Origin of the sequence: Reichenbachiella sp. MALMAid0571 (assembly GCF_040151475.1) — a bacterium.
In the GTDB taxonomy this organism is placed as follows: domain Bacteria; phylum Bacteroidota; class Bacteroidia; order Cytophagales; family Cyclobacteriaceae; genus CAXBNB01.
On record NZ_JBDKWG010000144.1, the window covers coordinates 107770 to 130383 of the forward strand.

Consider the following 22614-nt stretch of genomic DNA (forward strand, 5'->3'; position numbering starts at 1 on the left):
ACTCATTGCTCTTCTCTTTTTAATTCAAAAACCAGTCCGATGCTATACACTGAGCCGCTATAAATATTTCTTCGGGGCTGTGGCCCATTAAGATACCCGAAGTAATTCACATCAATACCCCACCTTTCAATAAATTGATAAAACACTCCGCCATAAATCGAAGTAAATTCAGTGCCTTCTCCCCGCACAAAACTTACGCTTGGATTGTCGCTTGAAAGGGTCTGCTGGATTTTTATGCCTAATTTAAGCCAAACGGGTTTGATCGGATTATAACCAACTTCCAACCCGGCAAGGAGTTGATCGCTCAATGCGATTGATTGATATTTTGTCCGGAAATTATAACCAATGTAGAAATTGGCATAAACAGGTATCGGATATAGGGAAGTAGAAATAGCCAAAACACTGAAAACATTGAATTCTCCATCACCTGTGGGTAAGTTGATTTGTTCAAAGGAATTTATCTTATTTTGAGCATATTTATTGGATTGAGCCAGAGGAAGATCAGGGATCACGCTAATTGAAATCGGTATTTTCTTTACCAGCGCATATTTTACTCCCAATTTCATATCGCCAATGCCAGTGACATTTTCTGTAGTTTCAAAACCCTGACTTTTGAGAAAAGACCAATCCATCAATAGTGTCAGACGGTCTGTAATCCCATACTCTCCATACAACCCAAGTGCATTCTGAGTGCATTCTGATGTCTGCATTGAATTGCCGGAAAGATTATAATATTTATCTGAACCAAAGTTCAGGTAAGATATTTTGGCAAAAAGATCACCCTTATCTTTCGTCCACCCACTTTGCGCATTTACAGAAAAGGCATAAAAAAAGAATAATCCACTCATGGCCAGGTGGATTATTCTATAAAAAACACTTCTCATAGCTTATTGCAGTTGCGCATATCCAAATGGGATACTTGCCGATCCGCACCATAAGATCACGTAAGTGAACTTGCTATCAGCAGCAGGATCAAGTTTGAAATATTGATCTCCGTTACTTTTTACACCTGCAATCAATAATAAATCAGGATTGCCATTGCCCGGATCTGCCATGTAAGTATCCGATGTGGACAAATACACCGTGACTGTGCCAGTGCCAAGGTTGGTGGTAAAATTGCTGCCAAAATGAAGGAATTGAGTTCCTTTTTCGTCTGTGCCTAACTCAGCCGTGCCGGCACTTCCCGTATCATTTTGTTCAGTAAAAGTGCCACTTTTGGAAGCTGTGAAAGTTCCCTGGGGCATACTGGTATCAATGGTTTCAATAGTAGGTTCATCATCACCGCAAGAGAAAAGAATACCTGTGGCCAAAATCATTAATATTAACTTTTTCATTTTTCTATATGTTTTGTTTCCTCACAAAGAAACCTTCCAAATATTACGAGAAAGTCACAGAGGAATCACATTTTAGTCAAATCATGAAAAAGGTATGTGGAAGCCTACTAACAGGCTGTGTAGGAGAAAGCGAAAATAACTGAAGGACTTGGAGATTGCAGGCCAAGATCAGCAATGACTTGGTCTGTTACTTTTCAGGCTTATCTATTCTAAGTCCAAATGACATGATTCCGGGAAGGTTGTCAACACGCATAAATTGCTTGACCTTAAAGGTATATTTTCCTTTAGAGGGAAATTTGAACCCTTCAAAAATCAACACTTCCCGATCAAATATATCTCCTAAACCGTCACCCAGCGGAGTGCCTGTTTTTTTGTCAAATAATATTATTTCCTGCAACTCTGAGTCAATGATGTTTTTTGAAGAATCCTCCAGAAAGTACTTCATGTATAAATTATAATAAGGATAAACATCGGCATACCTGATATTGTAAGAGATATTATACAATACCGTTTCATCTTCTATTTCGAAATTGTAAGTTGGTAGAGTATCAACATTCCAAATGCTGTTGTCTAAATCAACATAGGTATCGTATATTTTGTTTTGATCACAACTTGAAAATATTATCGCCACTATCGTAATAATCAGACTTACCTTAATACCAATATTGTTCATTCTTTCCGGATGTATGACTAAAATGCTAATTTAATCTTTTGACGATGAATTGTTTAAATAATTGTCAATACTATCATAAAAATGAGTTCGCTATCGAGAATCCACTATGTTTTTTTATGAAAAACAGGTTGTCCAGAATGACTTGTTGTAGAAGACACATTATTTGATATCAGAGATGGGACATTCTGTGTATTCTGCTTCATATATGAGTTAAAAATTGATATATTGCTTGATACACAATCACTCATAGATACATGCAAATTACCCGTGCTTTCGATTTTATTTTTTACCAGCAGGAGACCTATCCACAACATGACTGTTTGAATTACAAAGTCAATGGAATATGGAGGAATTATGCCACACATGAAGTAATAGACATTGTGAACCATGTGAGTCTGGGACTACTCAAGCTTGGAGTAAAACCGGGAGACAAAATTGCCATCATATCCCCAAACAGGCCGGAATGGAATTTTATCGACTTGGCTACTCAGCAGATTGGAGCGGTGAGCGTGCCTATGTATCCTACCATTACTATCGAAGACTACAAATACATTTTTGAGCATGCAGAAGTCAAGATCGTTTTTGCTGGAACGAAAGAACTGATCGAAAAAGTAAAACAAGCTACCGTTTCTCTGAACATAGAACAAGTTTATTCATTTGATGAAATAGAAGGAGTAGATCATTGGACGAAAGTTCGGGATATGAACAGAACCGAAGATGTAGATACATTGGAAGAATACAGGAACCAAATAAGTGAAAATGATCTACTGACAATTATATATACTTCCGGCACCACTGGTCACCCAAAAGGGGTAATGCTTAGTCATAAAAACGTTGTAAGTAATACGTTGGCTGTGGCACCAAGATTCGGGAAGTTGCTGGTGAGAGGGCAATCAAAATCTTTGAGCTTCTTACCCCTGTGTCATGTTTATGAAAGAACGGGGCTTTACTACTTTATGTATTGGGGTGTTTCGGTTTATTATGCCGAAAGTATGGACACCATTGCAGATAACTTGAGAGAAATAAAACCTGATACTTTCCATACAGTTCCCAGACTATTAGAAAAAGTGTATGATAAGATCATTTCTAAAGGATACGAATTGTCTGTCATTGGAAGAAAAATATTTTTCTGGGCTGTTAACCTTGGTTTAAAATACGATCCGGCCAGAGATATGGGCTGGTGGTATAATATTCAGTTGAAGGTAGCTAACAAAGTAGTGTTTAGTAAATGGCGGGAAGCCCTGGGAGGAAATGTGAAAATGATAGGCTCTGGGGCAGCCGCACTGCAACCCCGGCTTGCCAGAATTTTTTGGGCAGCCAACATCCGTGTTTGTGAAGGATATGGTCTTACCGAGACCTCTCCTGTCATATCTGCAAACGCACCAACATCCGACTCTATCAGAATAGGAAGTGTGGGGAAAATACTTGAAGGAGTACAGGTGAAAATCGCTGATGATGGCGAAATACTGTGCTCAGGGCCAAACGTAATGATAGGGTATTTTAAACAGCCGGACATAACCGCCGAAGTAATGTCAGGAGAGTGGTTTCATACGGGAGATATTGGCGTCATTGAAGATGGCTTTTTGAAAATAACTGACCGCAAAAAAGAAATGTTCAAAACTTCCGGCGGCAAGTACATTGCGCCACAACCAATGGAAAACAAGTTTAAAGAGTCTGTATATATAGATCAGGTCATGGTGATGGGCGAAGGACAAAAATTCCCCTCTGCACTGATTGTTCCCAATTTCGATACTTTAACCGAGTGGGCAGCAAAAAACGAAATCTCATTTACAAATAATGATGATTTAATCAGGAATGAAAAAGTGATGGCACTTATTCAAAAAGAACTGGACGAAAGAAATAAGGATTTTGGCAGTTGGGAGCAGGTAAAAAAGTTTGAACTGGTAAGTGAGGCTTGGGGTGTAGATACTGGTGAGTTAACTCCCACACTTAAATTGAAACGCAGGGTTCTAAACAAAAAATTCGAAAAACTGATTGAAAGTATATATTCTTTCGCCAGTTCTTAATCAGTAGCTAGTAAAAAGCGTCTGTAAAATGCTCCAGGCTGTCACTATTAATTGCTATAATATCAAATCGTATATTCTTTTTCCAGTTGATGTTGTGTAAAAAATTATCGGCACTTTCAATTACGAGCCTTTTCTGATTTTCTGAAACAAAATCTTCCGGATTGCCATACGATAAATTGCTTCTGTATTTTACTTCTACAAAAATCATCATTTCTTGGTTAGAAGCGATAATATCGATTTCACCTCTTTTGTATCGGTAGTTACGTTCTACAATTTCAAAACCCTGTGCATTGAGGAAAACACAGGCTCTGTCTTCTGCCCTTAATCCTAAACTATGTTTATCCGATTTGTCCATTGAAGAGTGCTTTTTATAAATATAGAAAATCTTCTAATAAAAAGGTATAATCATTGAAAAATCGCTTATTTGAAACATTCTTTATTGAAAGAATATCAATATTGAAAAATTTTCAATCCACATAAAACACGTCACTTATACGTTTTATCGGCTCATTCCATCAATTTTTCACAAAAAATGCCTCATTTGGATAAAAAAATACCCTTAAACATAAAATAGTTTGAAATATTTATAAATGACGGATATTATTTATACCAAAAATGTATTTTTTTACGTAAATCATATTTTTTTATGGTAAAAATTTCATCCGTAAATTCACATTCTCATACTTTTGCTATCAAACAGGGTGAAAAATCAACCCGGTATTTATTTATTTAACAATTTAATTAGAGAAAGTATGAAAGAGCTTTTACTAAGAATCTCCACTGAAGCACTAGCCACAGACGCAGTAAACACTGTTTCAGAGGTGGTTAGCAATGTAGCTGTGGTTACCCAGGAAGCAGCTTCCGAAGGGGCGACTGCATTATTTACGGCCAACAACATCTGGATGATGTTGGCAACTGCGCTTGTTTTCATTATGCACCTCGGATTCGCAGGTGTGGAGGCAGGTTTCGGACAGTCTAAAAACACTGTCAACATTTTATTCAAAAACACGATCACTCCAATTATCGGATTGATTACTTATTGTTTTTGTGGGTTTAACCTGATGTATCCGGGAGAATTCAACATCATTGGTGATGGAATTCTTGGATTCGCAGGATTTGGTATAGGATATGACGCTGCTGCAAGTGGCCCATCTATCGGATATGCCAGTGCTGGTTACACATACTGGACAGATTTCTTGTTCCAAGGTATGTTTGCTGCTACTGCTGCTACTATCGTATCAGGAGCTATTGCAGAAAGAGTAAAGCTATCTGCATACATGATTTTCACAGTAATCTATGTTGGTTTGGTTTATCCATTTCTGGGTAGCTGGAAATGGGGTGCAGGATGGTTAGATGCTATGAGTTTCTACGATTTTGCAGGATCTACTTTGGTTCACTCTGTAGGTGGCTGGGGAGCATTGGCCGGTATCATAGTTATTGGGCCAAGACTAGGCAAATATGTAGATGGAAAAGTAATTGACAAACCAGGTACTTCAGTTCCTTTGGCAGTAATCGGTGTTTTCCTTCTTTGGTTAGGATGGTTCGGGTTCAACGGTGGATCTGTTCTTTCTGCTGATCCGGATTTAGTTTCTTATGTATTAGTTACCACTTGTCTGGCGGCTTGTTCCGGAGGTTTATTCGGATTTTTTACAGCATATTTCACATTCAAAAGAATGGATTTGGGAATGGTCTTGAATGGTATTCTTGCCGGACTTGTGGGAATTACTGCTGGTGCAGACACTGTATCTATCAACTCTGCTTTAATTATTGGAGCTGTTGCAGGAGTTATAGTTGTTATTTCCGCAATCACTCTGGATAAATTCCAATTAGACGATGTTGTTGGAGCTGTTTCCGTTCACCTGACCTGTGGAATCTGGGGCACTCTTGCAGTAGGTATCTTTTCCACCAATGCAGACCACACATTTATGACGCAACTAATTGGTGTATTGGCTTATGGAGCGGTAGCGTTTCCAGTAGCATTCTTATTGTTCTTCATCTTGAAGAAAACGATCGGTGTAAGGGTTTCTGAACAACATGAAACAGAAGGCCTGGATAGCCACGAACATGGCATTAGGGGCTACACTATTGTATATGATAACTAATTCTTAGTTGAATTGTTAATTAAATACCTGCCCGGATGTAGTGGGATTTTCTGGGCAGGGTTTAATTCCACATTCCAACACTAATTAAACAATTAATCACAAACTCATAATTTATTTTATCATGAAAAAATTAATATCTCTTACATTTATATTTATTCTTGGACTTTATTTAATTGGATTTGCTCAAGACGAAGAATCATCAGCTCCAGAACTTAGTATTTCAGGAAGTATTGATGCTTATTTCAGATCAAACCTTAATGCATCAAACAGTTTAATGGTTGATGATGGCGTTTACATAGCACCGGGTTCTTCGTTTGCTAACTTGCCAGGTTTTTCTCTTGGTATGGCCAATGTAGTATTGGGTCTTGAAGGTGAAAAAACTGGTTTCGTTGCTGACCTTGTCTTCGGACCAAGAGGTAATGATGCCGTTTTCGGTTCTACCGTTGGTTCTACTCCTATTGTTAACCAGTTGTATGCATACTGGAATGTTAGTGATGGAACAACTTTAACTTTGGGTAACTTCAACACATTCTTAGGATATGAAGTAATTTCTCCTACTGCAAACTACAACTACTCTACTTCTTATATGTTTTCTTATGGCCCGTTTTCTCACTCTGGTTTGAAAGCCGACTTTACATTAAGTGAAGATGCTAGTTTAATGCTTGCCATTATGAACCCAACTGATGCTACTGATTTCAATCCTTCAGGAGATTATGTATTGGGTGCTCAAGTAGGTATAAGTGGACAGTATTTCAACTTCATATATGACGGTGCAAATGATTTCTACCAAATTGATTATACAGGTGGATTTGACTTGTCAGAAACTGTTTTCTTAGGAATAAATGCTACTAAAGCAAAAGATAACTTTACAGGAGCGGCATTATACTTGCAAAATTCATTTTCGGATGCCTTCTCTATGGGTTTGAGAGGTGAGTATTTCAAAGACGATGGAATTGGGTTATTTACTGAAGGTGAGAACGTAATTGACCTGACTCTGTCTGCTAATTACTCTGTTGGTAACCTGACTATTATTCCTGAATTCAGAATAGATATGCTATCAGGAGATGAATTTGTAACAGATGGCGATCAAACTTTTGATTCAGATGATATTCCAAACGGATACACCAATGCAAAAATGAGTAAAAGCCTGTCTTCATTCGTATTGGCAGCTGTTTACAGCTTCTAATATTGATTAAAAATAGAAATATTGAATATTTCAAGAATAGATAAAAAAACTGACTAAAAAGGTGTCCATTTTATAAATTTTTCATAGATCAGGATCATTTTTTACCCTATTTGAAGAATTTTAATTATAGGATGGTCTTAATTAGTTCCAAATCAAACCCAACAAGCGCATTGTTGGGTTTGATTAATGAAAAAGGCATAAGGATTTTAAGTGAGGGTAATTATATTTGTGTATCCCAAAAAGGTAGATGAAGTGTGAGTAGCAAATAGTAGTACTCCAATTCACAAAAATAACCTGATTTTTCAGGCTTGAAATCTTGTCTGTCAATGAGCGTACTTAATAATCTTTTTTAAAAAAATAATTAACAATTAAAAATTAGTTAAAATGTCCAAATCTAAATTAGAATACATTTGGCTGGATGGTTATCAGCCAACTCAATCGCTAAGAAGTAAAACAAAGGTAGTATCCAATTTTAGTGGTAAACTAGAAGATTGCGATGATTGGTCTTTTGATGGTTCATCTACTCAACAAGCAGAAGGAGGATCTTCTGATTGTATTTTGAAGCCAGTTTACATCTGTCCGGATCCTGCTATTGAAAACGGATATCTGGTAATGACAGAAGTACTTAATGCTGATGGTAGCCCTCACACTACTAACGGTAGAGCAACTATCGACGATAAAGACGATGATTTCTGGTTCGGTTTTGAGCAAGAGTATTTCTTGATGGATCCTGACACTAAACTACCTGTTGGATTTCCTGCTGGTGGATATCCAGCTCCTCAAGGGCCATACTACTGTGGTGTTGGTGGACAAAACGTATTTGGCAGAGATTTCAAAGATCAGCATTTGGATCTTTGCATTGCTGCCGGATTGAATATAGAAGGAACTAACGGCGAAGTTGCTGCTGGTCAGTGGGAATGGCAAATTTTTGCCAAAGGAGCTCAACAAGCAGGCGATGAAATCTGGATTGGTAGATTCTTGATGGAAAGATTGTCAGAGCAATATGGTTTGTACATTGAGTACCATCCAAAACCACTTGGTCAAACAGACTGGAATGGATCCGGAATGCACGCTAACTTCTCTAATACCTATTTGAGAACTGCTGCATCTGAAGAAAAAATAAAGAAAGTATGTGAAGCATTCAGAGGGGTAGTTAAAGAGCACATTGAAGTATATGGTGCGTACAATGATCAACGTCTGACTGGTAAGCATGAAACTGCTTCTATTAACGACTTCTCTTATGGCGTATCAGATAGAGGTGCCTCTATCCGTATTCCTCTTTATACCAAAAACAAAGGGTGGTCTGGCTACCTTGAAGACAGAAGACCAGCATCTAACGCTGATCCGTATAAAGTAGCTGCAAGAATTATCAAAACAGTAAAAACAGTAACTGATTGATAACAACAAATTGTTTGAATATAAAAAAAGGAAGTCAATATAACTTCCTTTTTTTATATTCGGTTATTTAACCTTCACCACGTAAAATTTCAAGTGGGGAGCTTTTGAGTACTGGCCTGATATTGACCCAGCCGAGAAACACAGTTGAAAATGAAATGATGCTAAATATTACCGCCGTAGAAAGTATGTTTACATCGTATTTTGATTCAAACATAAATTTTGCCAATGCCCAGCTAAACCCGTGGGCAATTAACAAACCAGTAATGGCGGCCAGACTTCCTAACACAAAATATTCTATAGTGGTGATAGAAAGTATTTGATTTTTTACAGCACCTAAGGTTCGAAGCAATACGCTTTCCTGAATTCTTTGGGTTTTACTAAGAATAATAGAGCCTGCTAACACTATAAATCCTGTAATGATGCTAAATGCAGCCATAAAATTGATGACAAATGAAATTTTGCCTAGTACGTCATCTACTGTTTTTAGGATCAGTTCCAAGTCAATTATAGAAATGTTTGGAAAGTTACGCACCACTGCCTGTTGGTATCTTGCAGAAACATCAGACTTGTCAACTTTAGTAATCAAAACATGAAATTGGGGAGCTTCTTCCAATACACCTTTGGGAAAAACCACCAAGAAGTTTGTTTGTACCCTTCTCCAGTCAACTTCCCGAAAGCTGCCAATGTAAGTTTTGATGAGTGCTCCCTGAACATTAAAAAGTAGTTCATCGCCAAGCTCAAGCTTTTGGTTTTTGGCAAACCCATCCGACATAGAAATAAAGATACTATCAGCAGGGCTTTTAACTTCTCCCTGCCATTTACCTTTTACAATGGTTTCAGAGTCTATCAGGGAGTCTCTAAAGGTTATTCGATACTCCCTGTTGTACATCCAACCTGGATAATGAATTGTTGTGTCTTCGTCTGCCTGAGTTTTATCTATACCATTTATCTCTTTCAGACGCATGGTAACAATTGGCACCTCCTGTATTATAGGTAAGTCATAGTCTAAAGTCAATTCCTTAATTTCTTCTTTTTGGGATGTTTGTATATCAAATAATACCATATTGGGCCTTTCTCCTCTACCTGTAATAGAAATTTGATCGATAAGAAGCGAACGCATAAAAAACAATGAAGAAAGTAAGACAGTGCAAAGTCCTATAATTATTATAAGCAGTACAGACTGATTATTAGGTCGATAGAGATTGGCTATTCCCTGCCTGGTGATGTAGCTCCATTTAGTGTTAAATATTTTTTTGGTCAATATCATAAGACTCTTGGAAATCACCCAGAGAAGCAAAAAAGTAACCAGTAAACCAAGGCAGAAATACAATGCCTGTAGTGCTTTTTCTATTTGGAAATATGAAAAGCCATAAATGAAAAGTGTAATTAAACCATAGATAATTAGGTGTTCCGAATCTTTCTTAGATTTTAGAGAGTCTTCATAAGCCAGCCTGATAGAAAGTAGCGGTGATATTCTTTTGAGTGAAATAAGAGGAATTAATGCGAAAAGTATAGCTATCAAAAGGCCTAAACCTAAACCTTCAAGAACAATATACCAATAAACTTTTGGAACGATGGAAATAGGCAAAACTTCCTTTAGAAGTGATGGCAATACAAATTGGAATGAACTACCTAGAAAAACTCCAATAGCAGACCCAATAAAACCAATGACAATGATCTGGATAAAATAGATATAAAAAGCCTGACTGCCCTTCATGCCAAGACACCTGAGTATAGCTATAGATTCTGCCTTTTCCTTTAAGTAAATATGTACCGCCCCAGCCACTCCAATACTGCCTAAAAGAAGGGCTATGAATGCAGATAAGTTGAGAAATACTGCCATATTTTTAAAGGCAGAAGTAGTATCCTCCTTTCGTTCCTCAACTGTTTCTGTCCTTAAAGAAAGATCCTTAAAGCGGTTTTCATAAGTATCAAGTACTGTTTTGAGTTTCTCATTGTTTTGAAACTGATAATAATAGGAGTAGTTAATTCGGCTTCCTTTTTTTACCAAACCAGTCTGGTTTAAGTAATAATAGGGAATATATACCACAGGAGAAATCGAAGAAGTCAATCCACTTTGTCCGGGTATTTTTTGCAGTTTTCCCGTAATTTTAAATACCACATTTCCAACCTTAACATCGTCCCCAATATCAACATTGTATTGCAGCATGAGTTTCTCATCTACCAAGGCATATTGTCCATTTTGGAAGTCTCCTCCGGCATATTTGGGTTCGGTTTCTATAGTGCCATAGTAAGGATATGCACCTGACAATGCCCTAATCTGCACAAGCCTGGTACCCATGGTTCTGGGAAAGTAAACCATAGAAGCAAAACTGCTTTCTCTCGAATATTCTTTTCCCACTGAATCAAGGGTAAGCTGTATTTCTTCAGAAAACGGTTTTTTGCTGCTAATAACCAAATCAGCCCCAAGAAGAGTTTTGGCCTGAGTGTTTATTTCATCCTCCAGATTTTCTTTGAAAGAATTGATAGCAACGAGAGCAGCTATTCCTATTATAATGGAACTGGTAAATAAAAACAACTTTCTTCTACTCCGGCGGCTGTCTCTCCATGCCATTTTCCAGAGCCATCCCGTGTTGTTTTTAGTTTTTTCTATTTTATAGCTTGCATCCAAAATGACCCTTAATTTTTCATTGTTCGTTTATCATTAAACCTCAACAACAAAATTATATTGGCACATTTACATGGCGTTCGGCATGGTAAGATGACCTTACTAAAGGGTCGGATTCTACATACTTGATTCCTCTTTTCAACCCCTCTTCTTTATATTTTGCAAATTTGTCAGGATGAATAAACTCTGCAACTTCTATATGCCGTTTTGTTGGCTGAAGGTATTGTCCAAGGGTCAGAATATGACAGCCATGTGCTGCCAGATCATCCATTGCTTTAAACAACTCATCCTCTTTTTCTCCTAAGCCCAACATTATTCCTGTCTTGGTTCTTTTTCCAAATTCATTGGTAAGCTTAATTTGTTCAAGACTTCTGGCATATTTAGCTTGAGGCCTTACCCGACGGTACAGGCTTTCCACTGTTTCCATATTGTGTGAGACTACTTCTTGTCCGGCACTTATCATAGTGTATAGAGCATCCCATTTTCCTTTTACATCTGGAATAAGTGTTTCAATAGTAGTTTCAGGAGAAAGTTTTTTAGTTTCCACCACAGTTCTATGCCATATTTCTGCTCCCTTATCTTTTAGCTCGTCCCGGTTTACTGACGTAATTACAGCATGTTTCACACCCATTAGATGTATAGCTTTGGCTACTCTTTCGGGCTCTTGTTCATCATACTCCGGTGGCCTTCCTGTAGCTACTGCACAGAATGTACAGCTTCTGGTGCAGACATTCCCTAAGATCATAAAAGTAGCAGTCCCTGCTCCCCAGCATTCTCCCATATTCGGACAATTGCCACTTTCACAAATGGTATGCAACTTATGTTCATCAACTAGCTTCCGAACATTGGCATAATTTTGACCTACTGGGAGCTTTACCCTAAGCCAGTCAGGTTTCTTTGTCCTTTTGGCTTTTACTGCATCTACTACTGGCAATTCAATCATATCTCAGGAATTTACGCAAAGAAACGTATATGAGTTTTTTAATCATAATAATAGTAATAAAGAATTGACATTAAAAGGTGGTTGAGGCAGACATAGCCTTCATAGTAAAGGAACAAACTTAGTTTTCTTTATCTTCTGTGCCCGTAGAAAAGTGTTAAATACAAAGAGGAGAAAATAGCTCTGTTGCTTTGAGTAGGAACAATAATAATTTTTTCGGTAAAAGCCTCCAGTTGTGCACCAATTTCAAATCCGGTGACATTGCTTTTGAAAGCACCCATTTCGAACATGACTCCTGCTTTTGCATTTAGTCCAAATTTTAACTCCGATTTCCCCAAACCTTGAAATATGTGGCCAGTACCAGTTATTTGAGATCCAAATGGCTTAAAAACAGGGTTAGGGTTAGTGGAATCAGTATCTTTGACATAACTTGTTCTTACTGTACCGTTTTCTATCCTCACATAATATGGTGCCACCACTCCAATTGTGGGACCTGCTGCTGTGGTGAAAATTATTTGTACACCCTGCTGAGGAGCTTTTTTGAACAGTAGAAAGTCTCTACCATAAAACCCTCGAACGGAATACAAATAGTTTAATTTCGGATATAAAAATGGACTGCCTGTTGCTGAAATCCTAATTTCCTTAGGATGTTTTACATTCATCAATTCAAACCCAAAGGTTTTAAATTGCTTTTCATTTATAGAGTTTGCCCATTTGAAAGTAAATCCTCCAATTAGTCCTCCGTTGGTATTTTTGTTTATTCCCCAGGTAAATTCTTTGGAATACTCATAATTGCCATCAGATTGAGCAAAAGCCAGCAACGAAAGGCAACATGATAATGATATGGTTAAAAGGACTCTCCTCATAATTTTTAAACAATACTATAACAACCAAAATTGCTATCCCATTATTAATCCTGCAAAATTAATATAAGATCTGCCCATTCTTAAATACTTTATTACAATTCAGACAAACAAATATCTTAACAAGGTAAATTTTAAATGGTAATAGAAAGTAAATATATACAGATAAAATCTTTGATTTAATCTGTGAGTGCCCAAGTTTTGCAGTTGATGTCTTTCGGCTAAAAGTCTATAAATCAGAAGCTTTTATTTGGACCGATTTGAAAAGGTAATTGTAATACCTTTTTTTGCTTAAGACCGTATTAGAAAACCGTATCTTTTAGAAAATAATTTATTTCTATGTTGAATCCACTGAGAATTCAAAACTCATTAACAGGTAAAAAAGAACTTTTTGAACCAATCAATGCTCCTTTTGTAGGCATGTATGTATGTGGGCCTACAGTCTATTCGGATGTGCATCTTGGCAATGTAAGGACTTTTGTCAGTTTTGATGTCATTTACAGGTACTTGATGCATCTTGGGTACAAGGTACGTTATGTTAGAAATATTACAGATGTCGGGCATCTTATTGACGATGCAGACGAAGGTGAAGACAAAATTGGTAAGAAGGCAAAATTGGAAAATCTTGAACCAATGGAAATAGTCCAAAAATATACGGAAGATTTTCACAGGGTGATGGATCAGTTTAATGCTCTTCCTCCCAGTATCGAGCCTACAGCTACAGGTCATATACTTGAGCAAATAGAGATGGTTGAAACATTACTTGAAAACGGATTGGCCTACGAAAGCAACGGATCAATATATTTCAATGTAAAAGAGTACCAAAAAAATCATCATTATGGTAAACTGTCAGGAAGAAAAATTGAAGAGCTAATCTCTAATACCAGAGAACTTGACGGTCAGGATGAAAAATCCGATAATGTGGATTTTGCACTTTGGAAAAAGGCATCCGATGGACACATTATGAGGTGGCCATCTCCGTGGGGCATGGGATTTCCGGGCTGGCATCTTGAGTGCACAGTAATGGGAACTAAATATCTGGGAAAAACATTTGACATACATGGCGGAGGAATGGATCTTAAATTTCCGCACCATGAATGTGAACTGGCTCAATCGGTTGGAGCACATGAACAAGATCCGGTCAAATATTGGATACATACCAACATGCTCACTGTAAACGGGCAAAAAATGAGTAAATCCCTTGGCAACTCTTTTTTACCAAGACAGCTTTTTACAGGGGATCATGACCTTTTGGATCGGGCATATTCACCAATGACCGTAAAGTTTTTCATGCTTCAGTCTCACTACGCAAGTACATTGGATTTTTCAAACGATGCTCTCCAAGCTGCACAAAAAGGGTACAAAAAGTTGATGAATGGACTGAGAATCATCAAAAATATTGAATATACTACTGAAAAGGGCGTTGAAATAAATGAAAAAATAGCCGGACAAATCAATCAGCTTTGTGATAATTGTTATCGGGCAATGAATGATGATTTCAACACAGCTTTGACAATTGGTCATTTATTTAATCTACTAAAGAAAATCAATTCAATCCCTACCCAAAATCTGAAACTTGCTGAAATCGGTGAAGAAACTTTCAACAGAATGAAAGCCACTTTTTGCTCATTCATTACCGATGTATTGGGCTTGAAAGAAGAAAACAATCTAAACTCAGAGGGTTTATTAGAAGTATTGATCAGTTTTTATAAGAAAGCAAAAGAAGCAAAAGACTATGAGAAAGTAGATGAAATCCGTAATCAGCTAAAGGAACAAGGAGTAGTCCTAAAAGACATGAAAACTGGTATAGACTGGGCTTATGAAGAATAGTTTCACGAGTACTATTTTAATTATTCCATAGTTTCTCCACCCACTTCCGAATGAATTTTATCCTTAATATATGTTAATATCAAATAATTACTAAATTTGCGACCTGAATTTTTCAAAGCATGGCAAAAAAGAATAAAAATACGGAAGCAGCAGGGAATGATTTGTTAGAGAATCCTGAAGCACTTGCGCAACAGTTTTCAAGAACTGAAGAGTTTGTAGAAAAAAACAAAAATGTCGTTTTGGTTGTAGGAGGTTTATTTCTTGTAGCTATTTTAGGATACATGTTTTACAACTACTATGTTGGTGAGCAAGATAAAAATGCACAACGCGATCTTTATCAGGCAGTATATTATTTTGAAGCTGATAGTTTGGGAAGAGCTTTAAACGGAGATGGAAATAATTTTGGTTTTCTGGAAATCATCGAAGAGTATGGCATGACCAATACTGCTAATTTAGCTCATTATTATGCTGGTGCAACTTATTTGAAACTTGGTGATTTTGATAATGCTGTTTCATACCTCGAAAAATTTAGTGTATCAGATTATCTGGTGCAGGCAAGAGCTTATTCGTTGATTGGAGATGCCTATATGGGATTGCAGGAATATGAGAAAGCAGTTTCATTTTATGAGAAAGCTGCTAATTACAATGCAAATAAACAATTTACACCAACTTATCTGGTGAAGGCAGCAATTGCCAATGAGAAATTAAACAATCTGGAATCAGCTATAGCAAACTATCAGACAATTCTGGATGATTACTATGGTGCTACTGAATACTCGGATGCTAAAAAGCATAAGGCAAGGCTTCAGGGAGCATTGAATTAAAAATAATAAATTGAATAAAAAGGGATGGAATTGTTTTCATCCCTTTTTTATTTTGCTTTTTACAATAAAAGATCAATAATCAAGCGAAATACATTATGGCCAGTTCTTTAAAAAACTTAAGTGATTACAGCACTGAAAACCTCGTAGATGTGTCTAAGCGACGGTTTGCTATAGTAGTTTCAGAATGGAATGAAGAAGTAACAGAGTCTTTATATAGCGGAGCGTATGACACGCTAATTGCTCACGGAGCAAAAGCAGAAAATATTTTAAGAGTTGCCGTACCCGGTAGTTTTGAGTTGAGTCTTGGCGCACAAAAAATGGCACAAAAGGAAGGTATAGATGCAGTAATTTGCATTGGTTGTGTTATTCAGGGAGAGACTAAACATTTCGATTTTATTTGTGATGCAGTCGCTCATGGTATTACCAATGTTTCATTGAAATATGACAAGCCTGTAATTTTCGGTGTGCTTACTCCAAATACCCAGAAACAAGCACTCGACAGAGCAGGAGGCAAACATGGAAATAAAGGTGATGAGGCTGCAATCACAGCTATCAAGATGTTAAGCCTATAATATCTGCAAGTAGAAGAAGACAAACCATACCAATATAAATAAAGGGATCAGAATAGGTATAGAAAAACGAATTATATAGCCGAAAAAAGAAGGCATTTTAATCCCTACCTGTTCAGCTATAGATTTTACCATAAAGTTTGGCCCGTTACCAATGTAGGTCATAGCACCAAAGAATACAGCAGCTATAGATATCGCCATAAGGGACAATTGAGAGTCTCCAAACCCACCAGCCGAGTAACTGATTACTTCCTGAAAATTATTAATAGACGCTCCCTGAGAAGCCATAGCCGCAGTTAAAAAGTTGATATATGTTGGGGCATTGTCCAAAAATCCTGATAACGCTCCGGTTCCCCAAAATAAGGTATTGTGCGTAATCATGGCAGCACCCGCTTCTGATTGAGCGTAGTTTCCTACCAGCTCCAGTGCTGGCATCATAGTGCCAAAGATGCCTATAAAAATAAAAGCCACTTCTCTGATGGGCTCAAAATTAAAATCATTGCCTTTTAAAGCATCTTTATTAGCCATCCGGTAGGACAAGAAACCTGTAGTAAACATTATTATTTCCCTACAGAAGGAAAATTTCTGACCATCATAATGTATTGCAGGCACCCAGTCTATTACATTCGGATCTAAAAACACAGATCCAACAATTACCGCAAGCCAGGCAAAATTCTTTGTTCCAATTATAGAAATTTTTCCAGACCTTTTTCTGGTATCTTCCCCAAAGCTATAATCCGCTTTGTTGTTTTTATCTATAAAATAAAAAATTACAGACAAGATCGATAAAGCAAAAAGCCATGGAATAAAATTCCAGGTTAATGTCCAGAAGAATGGAACACCCTTAAGAAACCCCAGAAACAGAGGCGGGTCTCCAATAGGGGTAAGAGAGCCTCCTATATTACTTACCATAAAAATAAAAAATATGATATGATAAGCTTTTATTCTGTTTTTGTTCAATCTGATGAAAGGCCTTACCAGCAACATTGATGCTCCGGTTGTACCTATTATATTAGCCACAACAGCTCCAATGATCAGTAATATCACATTTGTAAAAGGGGTAGCATCTTTATCTACTTTGATCATTATCCCCCCAGACGCTATAAATAGCCCACTAAGAAGTGCAATAAACTGGATATACTCAGCAGTAGCATGGATAGGTGCATGTGTGTTGTGAAGTCCAAAAATGTAATAACCAACGACCAAAACCGCCAATGATATGGCAATTTTTGGATAACTTTTGTGCCAAAAATGCTCGTAAAACAATGGTCCTGTAGCGATCATCAATAAAAGGACTACAAAAGGAATTACAGACCATGAAGGGGCATGGTGGTGCTCAACTGTTTCAGCATTACCTTCTTCAAAAGAATACACTGCAAGTTCTTTACTTGAGTTTATATCATTGATATCTGAAATACTCTCACCATAAGAACATACCAATGTAGTAACTGTAAAAATTAAAATCAGTAATAGTGATTTGTGCATATTAGAAAAAATTCCTTTTGTATTGTTAAAATGCTTAGGCTGGTAATCGAATTAAAAATTAAGCATTTTATAAATTATCCACAGCAGATTCAAGATAAATAATTTGTTAAATATAAAGTTAGGTCTAACAAATTCAAACTACACTATGGCAATTTTAATTGAAAAAATGGAACAATATTAGTTTTTCTCCATTAACTACAAAATAATATTTTGAGAAGAAATTATTACCCCTCCACAGTTGTCCCTTGATGCTCCAGTCACCGAAGCAAGACAATTATTGAGGCTTTTTATCCTTAATAAACCCAAAAAAGCGAATATTAGTGCCTCTTTGAAATTTACCAAATCCTTATTGGGCACGAGCACGTCATACTTATCCCCTAGTTTTTTCTTCAGCGTGTTAATTAAGTAAGTGTTCCATGCACCTCCACCAGTAACTAGTATTTTTTGAATCAGATTTGGATCATTATCACTCAGAGCGATAATTTCTGAGCTTATTCTACTGGCAATATGTTCTATATATGTGCGTAAAATATTTTCGGGAGGATGATGATCAAATCCCTTTATTGATAAAATATTTTCCTCTATCCATTCACTCCCAAGTGATTTTGGGAAAGAGGTTTTATAAAAGTCTAAAGCTTCAAGTTGTACCAATAATTTTTCTATTATACTTCCCTGAGATGCTAAACTTCCTCCATTGTCATAAGTCATATTGGCTCGTGCTGCCTGATGGTTAAGAAGGATATTGACGGGAACAATATCATAAGCAATTCTTTTACCCAATAGGTTTGTGGAAATATTTGCTATTCCCCCCAGATTTAAACAAAAATCAAAATCTCCAAACAAGAGTTTATCTCCGATGGGAACCAAAGGGGCTCCCTGCCCTCCCAAAGCAACATCCAATTGCCTAAAATTACAAACGACAGGAATGGCACATTTGACAAAAATCTCATTACCTGAACCGACCTGAAGGGTTATTGAGTTTTCCGGCTGATGAAAAACTGTATGCCCATGTGACGCAATAAAATCCGGTTTTATATTTTCTTTGAAAATAAATGAGTTGACAACATCTGCAAGCCATTTGCCATAATCAATGTCAAGTTTGGCCAATTCCTCTCCTGACATACCCTTGGCATTCTTCAATTTTAAGAATAACTCATTCGGGTATTCCAGACAGGTTGCTTTCAAAATCTGGTATTCCCATTTTGAACCTTCTTGCCAAAAACGACAATAGGCCATGTCCAGGCCATCGAGTGAAGTGCCCGACATGAGCCCTATAGAAGTGTATGAATTGTTTAACATATCAAATTATTTTTTTTCACGACAACCTATTTTGAAGTATTCTCATTATTCAAGCTGGGGCATTTTCTCTTTTCAAAGCGTATTATGTAAGAAACACTTCACTATTGCCTAATTAATGAAGCTAATATAGGGTGTATTACAAAATTGTTTTGAATCTAACACAAAAGCTCGCATCTTTGCAGCCCTTAAATTGTGTGTAGTCAATTTAATATGGAAAAGACATTAAATGAGAAAGATTAGCCAGTCGATTGTATTGTTGCTTGTATTGTGTAGTCATAGTCTTATGGCACAACATACGTTTTCACCATATACCATAAATGGTATCGGTGACATCTCCGATATGAGCCTTTCTAACCAGCTAGGTATGGGAGAAGTAGGAATTGGGTCTCCATCCTTCTGGCATATCAATAATTTGAACCCGGCTCTCTTACCTTACAATACCCTCACATCATTTCAAATGGGTCTTGGAGCAGAATCAAGAACAGTGTCAAGTCAAACACAAACTCAAAAGAGCGGGACAGGGGGGTTGAGGTATATGGCATTTGCGTTTCCTATAATGCCAGCAAAATGGACGTCCAGTATTGGTTTTCTTCCTTACAGTTCTGTCAATTATAATGTAATTGCTAACGACATTGTAGAAGGAACAACAACTCCTGTAACATTTAATTTCAAAGGGAATGGGGGAATCACTCAAGCTTATTTTTCTAATGGAGTGACTTTGGGTAAGGGATTAACAATCGGAGTAAAGACATCTTTCCTTTTCGGGTTTGTGGAAAAAGAAACTACCACTTTTCTCGGGGATGAAGACTTTTTTGCCCCGCTTGCCTCTGGTTTGTTTGAAAAAACCGATTATCGTGGATTTAAATTAGGAGGAGGATTAGCATACAGGAAAAAGATATCCGACAAAAAGTATTTCAATTTGGGGATGATCTTTGAAAGAGCCTCAGATTTGAATGGCACCAGTCTTGTAAGACTTCAGAGAAAAAGCGGTTCAAACACTCCAATTCCCGGAGATACTCTGATTAATAATCAAAAGGAAATTTTTAGCCTCCCTTCAGAGCTTGGCTTTGGTTTTTCTTATGAAAAGTTAAATGCCTATACTATCTCAATGGACATAAAAAGGCAGAGTTGGAAACAGTTTGCCGAATCAGAATCAAATAGCCAGGAATATAGAAGTGCTTTAACGGTTGGATTAGGAATGGAATTTATTCCGGATTATACCAGCGTAAGCAGCTACTTTAAAAGGATTAGGTATAGGTTTGGATTCAACTACCAACAAGTACCTTATGTTATAAATGGAAATACCATAAACGACTTTGGCATTAATTTTGGCTGGACTTTGCCATTTAATACCGTTTCAGGTTTAGACTTAGCTTTTAAATTAGGCCAAAGGGGGACTAAATCGAACGACTTAATTAGAGAAAGATATTTTAAATTTGTATTGGGTGCCACTATTAACGATAAGTGGTTTGAAAGAAGAAAATATTATTAAACCAACATTAAAAATGAAAAGAGAAGTATTCTTAGGGTTGATATGCCTATTTATTACCGTTACAACAATAGCACAGCCGGGGTGGAACTGGCCCGAAGATGTTGAGAAAGCTAAGGAAAAAAATGCATTATATACTGATGCACTTAAAAGTGATCAATTCCAAACTGCTATTGAACCCCATCAATGGCTTTTAGAAAAAGCACCAAATCTGAATGAATCCCTTTATATCAATGGAGCCAAAATTTATGAAGGCTTGGCAGATAAAGAGTCTGACGCTGCTAAAAAAATAGCATTTCAGGACAAAGCTCTTGAAATGTACGACCTTAGAATAAAATATTTTGGTGATGAAGGGAATGTGCTAAACAGAAAGGCACTTATTGCATACAAGTACCACAAAGGGAACAAAAGCAAATACAAAGAAATGCTTGAGTTGTTTGACAAAACCATGAAATTAAATGGCCAAAAAACAATAGACAACAATCTAATTGGCTATATGGACATAATCAGAAGGTATAAGCTTAGTAAGGGAGACATAACTGATGAAGATATTATTGATAAATATGGTGAGATTTCAGATATCATTGAAATTAAAATCAAACAAGGCAAAAATGTAAGCAAGCTTGAAAAATATCAGGAAACAATTGACAGCATGCTGACCCAAATAGTTACTGTAGATTGCGAATTTGTTGAAAACAACCTAGGGCCTAAAATGAAGGAAACTGGCGATTTGAAAGTAGCCAAAAAAGTATTTCAACTAATGCTTACCGGAAAATGTACCGATAGTCCCTTGTTCCTTGAGTCTGCAATAATCTTATTTGAAAAAGAACCGGAGTTCGGATTGGCAAAAGTTATTGCATTGAAACACGCCTCAGCAGGTGATTTAGAAACTGCCCATACCTACTATGATAAAGCAATAGAGTATGCCGATGACAATTTAAAGAAGGCTGAAATCTATATGAGCAAAGCACAACTGTACTCATCCAAAGGACAGAAAGTTGCTGCCAGAACACAGGCTCGTAAAGCACTGGCTATAGACCCGTCAATGAACGATGGGTACGTATTGATAGGGAATCTTTACATGCAGAGCTATCAGGAATGTCGTCAGGGAGTAAGCAAAGTTGATGACCGACTGGTATTTATAGCCGCCTACAATCAATACCAGAAAGCCGGAAATTCTTCTATGATGCAAAATGCCAAAGAGCAGTTTCCATCAATTGAAGAGATTTTTGAACTTGGTCTTAAAGAAGGAGAAGTAATGAATTGTGGATGTTGGATCAATGAGTCTGTCAAACTTGCTCGAAGACCATAGTCAAAGCAAAAAATAAATAATATTAGCATCCTTGTTTAAAATAACAGGGATGCTTTTTTGTTTTATAGTTGAGCACTATCAATCGCATGAATACAATTAGGTTTTATATAATTTTAATTCTCGCAATTTCAATTTTCTCGTGTGTAGATGAGAAAAACAAAAACGTGCTTGAGAAAGAAACCTTTGAGGGGCCTTCTATAGAAATGGATAGTGTCACATTGATCTTTAGTGACTCTGTAAAGGTTAAAATTAAACTTAAAGCTCCCAAACAATTAATACTGGACAATGATGACCGGGAGTTTCCTGATGGCATTTATCTGGAATTTTTTGATAAAAATGAAGAAATATCATCAATACTCGTCGGAGATCGGGGATACTATATCAAAAAAGAAAATCATTACAAGGCTGAAGGAAATGTGCTGCTATATAATGTAGTCAGTAAAGATGAGTTGTCCACTGAAGAATTGATTTGGGAACCTGATGAAGAAAAAGTACATACTGATAAATTTGTAACCATCAAATCTGAGGATGAAATTCACACTGGAGAAGGACTGACCGCAGATCAGGATTTTGAATCCTACACCATCTTGAACCCATCCGGCACTTTGTCTATTGACGAGCAGTTTTAACTATGAATAATAATTTATTACAGAT

At 36.9% G+C, this 22614-nt stretch carries 19 protein-coding genes; 10 read left to right on the plus strand and 9 right to left on the minus strand.

What is annotated here, in order from left to right; translation table 11 throughout:
• Positions 1-2: 2 nt before the first annotated feature.
• The 3 genes from AAOP42_RS17810 to AAOP42_RS17820 all read right to left on the minus strand — a co-directional run bounded on the left by AAOP42_RS17810 (position 3) and on the right by AAOP42_RS17820 (position 2007).
• Positions 3-848: a hypothetical protein gene (locus AAOP42_RS17810; RefSeq protein ID WP_349529923.1), complete on the minus strand. Its 846-nt coding sequence runs from the start codon at positions 846-848 to the stop codon at positions 3-5.
• Between the two features lie 39 nt (positions 849-887).
• Positions 888-1334, minus strand: a complete 447-nt coding sequence (locus tag AAOP42_RS17815) for a DM13 domain-containing protein (RefSeq protein ID WP_349529924.1) — start codon at positions 1332-1334, stop codon at positions 888-890.
• A 187-nt stretch (positions 1335-1521) separates the two neighbouring features.
• Positions 1522-2007, minus strand: a complete 486-nt coding sequence (locus tag AAOP42_RS17820) for a gliding motility lipoprotein GldH (RefSeq protein WP_349529925.1) — start codon at positions 2005-2007, stop codon at positions 1522-1524.
• Positions 2008-2261: 254 nt separating this feature from the next.
• On the opposite strand from AAOP42_RS17820, the gene AAOP42_RS17825 reads away from it, so the two are divergent.
• Positions 2262-4034 (plus strand): AMP-dependent synthetase/ligase, encoded by a 1773-nt coding sequence (locus AAOP42_RS17825; protein ID WP_349529926.1) that lies wholly within the window; start codon positions 2262-2264, stop codon positions 4032-4034.
• Positions 4035-4041: 7 nt separating this feature from the next.
• Here the strand turns inward: AAOP42_RS17825 and AAOP42_RS17830 are convergent, their stop codons facing one another.
• Positions 4042-4389, minus strand: a complete 348-nt coding sequence (locus tag AAOP42_RS17830; RefSeq protein ID WP_349529927.1) for a YraN family protein — start codon at positions 4387-4389, stop codon at positions 4042-4044.
• 397 nt (positions 4390-4786) lie between these two features.
• On the opposite strand from AAOP42_RS17830, the gene AAOP42_RS17835 reads away from it, so the two are divergent.
• The 3 genes from AAOP42_RS17835 (at position 4787) to AAOP42_RS17845 (ending at position 8720) form a co-directional block, all read left to right on the plus strand.
• Positions 4787-6136, plus strand: coding sequence for an ammonium transporter (locus AAOP42_RS17835; RefSeq protein WP_349529928.1), 1350 nt, complete (start codon positions 4787-4789; stop codon positions 6134-6136).
• 121 nt (positions 6137-6257) lie between these two features.
• Positions 6258-7322: an outer membrane beta-barrel protein gene (locus AAOP42_RS17840; protein ID WP_349529929.1), complete on the plus strand. Its 1065-nt coding sequence runs from the start codon at positions 6258-6260 to the stop codon at positions 7320-7322.
• 384 nt (positions 7323-7706) lie between these two features.
• On the plus strand, positions 7707-8720 hold the full coding sequence (locus tag AAOP42_RS17845; protein ID WP_349529930.1) for a glutamine synthetase beta-grasp domain-containing protein: 1014 nt from the start codon (positions 7707-7709) through the stop codon (positions 8718-8720).
• Between the two features lie 67 nt (positions 8721-8787).
• On the opposite strand, the gene AAOP42_RS17850 is transcribed toward AAOP42_RS17845, so the two are convergent.
• The 3 genes from AAOP42_RS17850 to AAOP42_RS17860 all read right to left on the minus strand — a co-directional run bounded on the left by AAOP42_RS17850 (position 8788) and on the right by AAOP42_RS17860 (position 13155).
• Positions 8788-11352: an ABC transporter permease gene (locus AAOP42_RS17850; RefSeq protein ID WP_349529931.1), complete on the minus strand. Its 2565-nt coding sequence runs from the start codon at positions 11350-11352 to the stop codon at positions 8788-8790.
• A 52-nt stretch (positions 11353-11404) separates the two neighbouring features.
• Positions 11405-12292: a lipoyl synthase gene (lipA, locus tag AAOP42_RS17855; RefSeq protein WP_349529932.1), complete on the minus strand. Its 888-nt coding sequence runs from the start codon at positions 12290-12292 to the stop codon at positions 11405-11407.
• A 128-nt stretch (positions 12293-12420) separates the two neighbouring features.
• Positions 12421-13155, minus strand: a complete 735-nt coding sequence (locus AAOP42_RS17860) for a hypothetical protein (RefSeq protein WP_349529933.1) — start codon at positions 13153-13155, stop codon at positions 12421-12423.
• Positions 13156-13491: 336 nt separating this feature from the next.
• Between AAOP42_RS17860 and cysS the strand changes: the two genes are divergently transcribed.
• From cysS to ribH, 3 genes are all read left to right on the plus strand, one after another.
• Positions 13492-14982 (plus strand): cysteine--tRNA ligase, encoded by a 1491-nt coding sequence (gene cysS, locus AAOP42_RS17865; protein ID WP_349529934.1) that lies wholly within the window; start codon positions 13492-13494, stop codon positions 14980-14982.
• 119 nt (positions 14983-15101) lie between these two features.
• Positions 15102-15806, plus strand: a complete 705-nt coding sequence (locus AAOP42_RS17870; RefSeq protein ID WP_349529935.1) for a tetratricopeptide repeat protein — start codon at positions 15102-15104, stop codon at positions 15804-15806.
• A gap of 95 nt (positions 15807-15901) precedes the next feature.
• On the plus strand, positions 15902-16378 hold the full coding sequence (gene ribH / locus AAOP42_RS17875; RefSeq protein ID WP_349529936.1) for a 6,7-dimethyl-8-ribityllumazine synthase: 477 nt from the start codon (positions 15902-15904) through the stop codon (positions 16376-16378).
• On the opposite strand, the gene AAOP42_RS17880 is transcribed toward ribH, so the two are convergent.
• Complete coding sequence (locus AAOP42_RS17880; RefSeq protein WP_349529937.1) at positions 16373-17860, minus strand: sodium:proton antiporter; 1488 nt, start codon at positions 17858-17860, stop codon at positions 16373-16375. The genes ribH and AAOP42_RS17880 overlap by 6 nt on opposite strands.
• A 195-nt stretch (positions 17861-18055) precedes the next feature.
• The gene (locus tag AAOP42_RS17885) at positions 18056-19159 is read right to left on the minus strand and encodes an anhydro-N-acetylmuramic acid kinase (RefSeq protein WP_349529938.1); all 1104 of its coding nucleotides are present in this window, start codon (positions 19157-19159) and stop codon (positions 18056-18058) included.
• A gap of 226 nt (positions 19160-19385) precedes the next feature.
• Here AAOP42_RS17885 and bamG point away from each other — a divergent pair, with 226 nt between their 5' ends.
• From bamG to lptC, 3 genes are all read left to right on the plus strand, one after another.
• A complete protein-coding gene (gene bamG, locus AAOP42_RS17890) occupies positions 19386-20651 on the plus strand; it encodes a BamG family beta-barrel-assembly machinery protein (protein WP_349529939.1) in 1266 nt (421 codons plus the stop codon).
• A 13-nt stretch (positions 20652-20664) separates the two neighbouring features.
• Positions 20665-21960: a tetratricopeptide repeat protein gene (locus tag AAOP42_RS17895; RefSeq protein WP_349529940.1), complete on the plus strand. Its 1296-nt coding sequence runs from the start codon at positions 20665-20667 to the stop codon at positions 21958-21960.
• A gap of 86 nt (positions 21961-22046) precedes the next feature.
• Positions 22047-22589 (plus strand): LPS export ABC transporter periplasmic protein LptC, encoded by a 543-nt coding sequence (lptC, locus tag AAOP42_RS17900; RefSeq protein ID WP_349529941.1) that lies wholly within the window; start codon positions 22047-22049, stop codon positions 22587-22589.
• The last annotated feature ends 25 nt before the right edge of the window (positions 22590-22614 follow it).

What these genes read in the sequence shown, in the direction of transcription:
- AAOP42_RS17895 (WP_349529940.1), top strand. Translation starts at nt 20,665, where the DNA reads ATGAAAAGAGAAGTATTCTTAGGGTTGATATGCCTATTTATTACCGTT.
- AAOP42_RS17835 (WP_349529928.1), top strand. Translation starts at nt 4,787, where the DNA reads ATGAAAGAGCTTTTACTAAGAATCTCCACTGAAGCACTAGCCACAGAC.
- AAOP42_RS17885 (WP_349529938.1), bottom strand. Translation starts at nt 19,159, where the DNA reads ATGTTAAACAATTCATACACTTCTATAGGGCTCATGTCGGGCACTTCA.
- AAOP42_RS17870 (WP_349529935.1), top strand. Translation starts at nt 15,102, where the DNA reads ATGGCAAAAAAGAATAAAAATACGGAAGCAGCAGGGAATGATTTGTTA.
- AAOP42_RS17820 (WP_349529925.1), bottom strand. Translation starts at nt 2,007, where the DNA reads ATGAACAATATTGGTATTAAGGTAAGTCTGATTATTACGATAGTGGCG.
- AAOP42_RS17810 (WP_349529923.1), bottom strand. Translation starts at nt 848, where the DNA reads ATGAGTGGATTATTCTTTTTTTATGCCTTTTCTGTAAATGCGCAAAGT.
- AAOP42_RS17860 (WP_349529933.1), bottom strand. Translation starts at nt 13,155, where the DNA reads ATGAGGAGAGTCCTTTTAACCATATCATTATCATGTTGCCTTTCGTTG.
- AAOP42_RS17845 (WP_349529930.1), top strand. Translation starts at nt 7,707, where the DNA reads ATGTCCAAATCTAAATTAGAATACATTTGGCTGGATGGTTATCAGCCA.
- AAOP42_RS17815 (WP_349529924.1), bottom strand. Translation starts at nt 1,334, where the DNA reads ATGAAAAAGTTAATATTAATGATTTTGGCCACAGGTATTCTTTTCTCT.
- cysS (WP_349529934.1), top strand. Translation starts at nt 13,492, where the DNA reads ATGTTGAATCCACTGAGAATTCAAAACTCATTAACAGGTAAAAAAGAA.
- lipA (WP_349529932.1), bottom strand. Translation starts at nt 12,292, where the DNA reads ATGATTGAATTGCCAGTAGTAGATGCAGTAAAAGCCAAAAGGACAAAG.
- bamG (WP_349529939.1), top strand. Translation starts at nt 19,386, where the DNA reads ATGAGAAAGATTAGCCAGTCGATTGTATTGTTGCTTGTATTGTGTAGT.
- ribH (WP_349529936.1), top strand. Translation starts at nt 15,902, where the DNA reads ATGGCCAGTTCTTTAAAAAACTTAAGTGATTACAGCACTGAAAACCTC.
- AAOP42_RS17830 (WP_349529927.1), bottom strand. Translation starts at nt 4,389, where the DNA reads ATGGACAAATCGGATAAACATAGTTTAGGATTAAGGGCAGAAGACAGA.
- lptC (WP_349529941.1), top strand. Translation starts at nt 22,047, where the DNA reads ATGAATACAATTAGGTTTTATATAATTTTAATTCTCGCAATTTCAATT.
- AAOP42_RS17840 (WP_349529929.1), top strand. Translation starts at nt 6,258, where the DNA reads ATGAAAAAATTAATATCTCTTACATTTATATTTATTCTTGGACTTTAT.
- AAOP42_RS17880 (WP_349529937.1), bottom strand. Translation starts at nt 17,860, where the DNA reads ATGCACAAATCACTATTACTGATTTTAATTTTTACAGTTACTACATTG.
- AAOP42_RS17825 (WP_349529926.1), top strand. Translation starts at nt 2,262, where the DNA reads ATGCAAATTACCCGTGCTTTCGATTTTATTTTTTACCAGCAGGAGACC.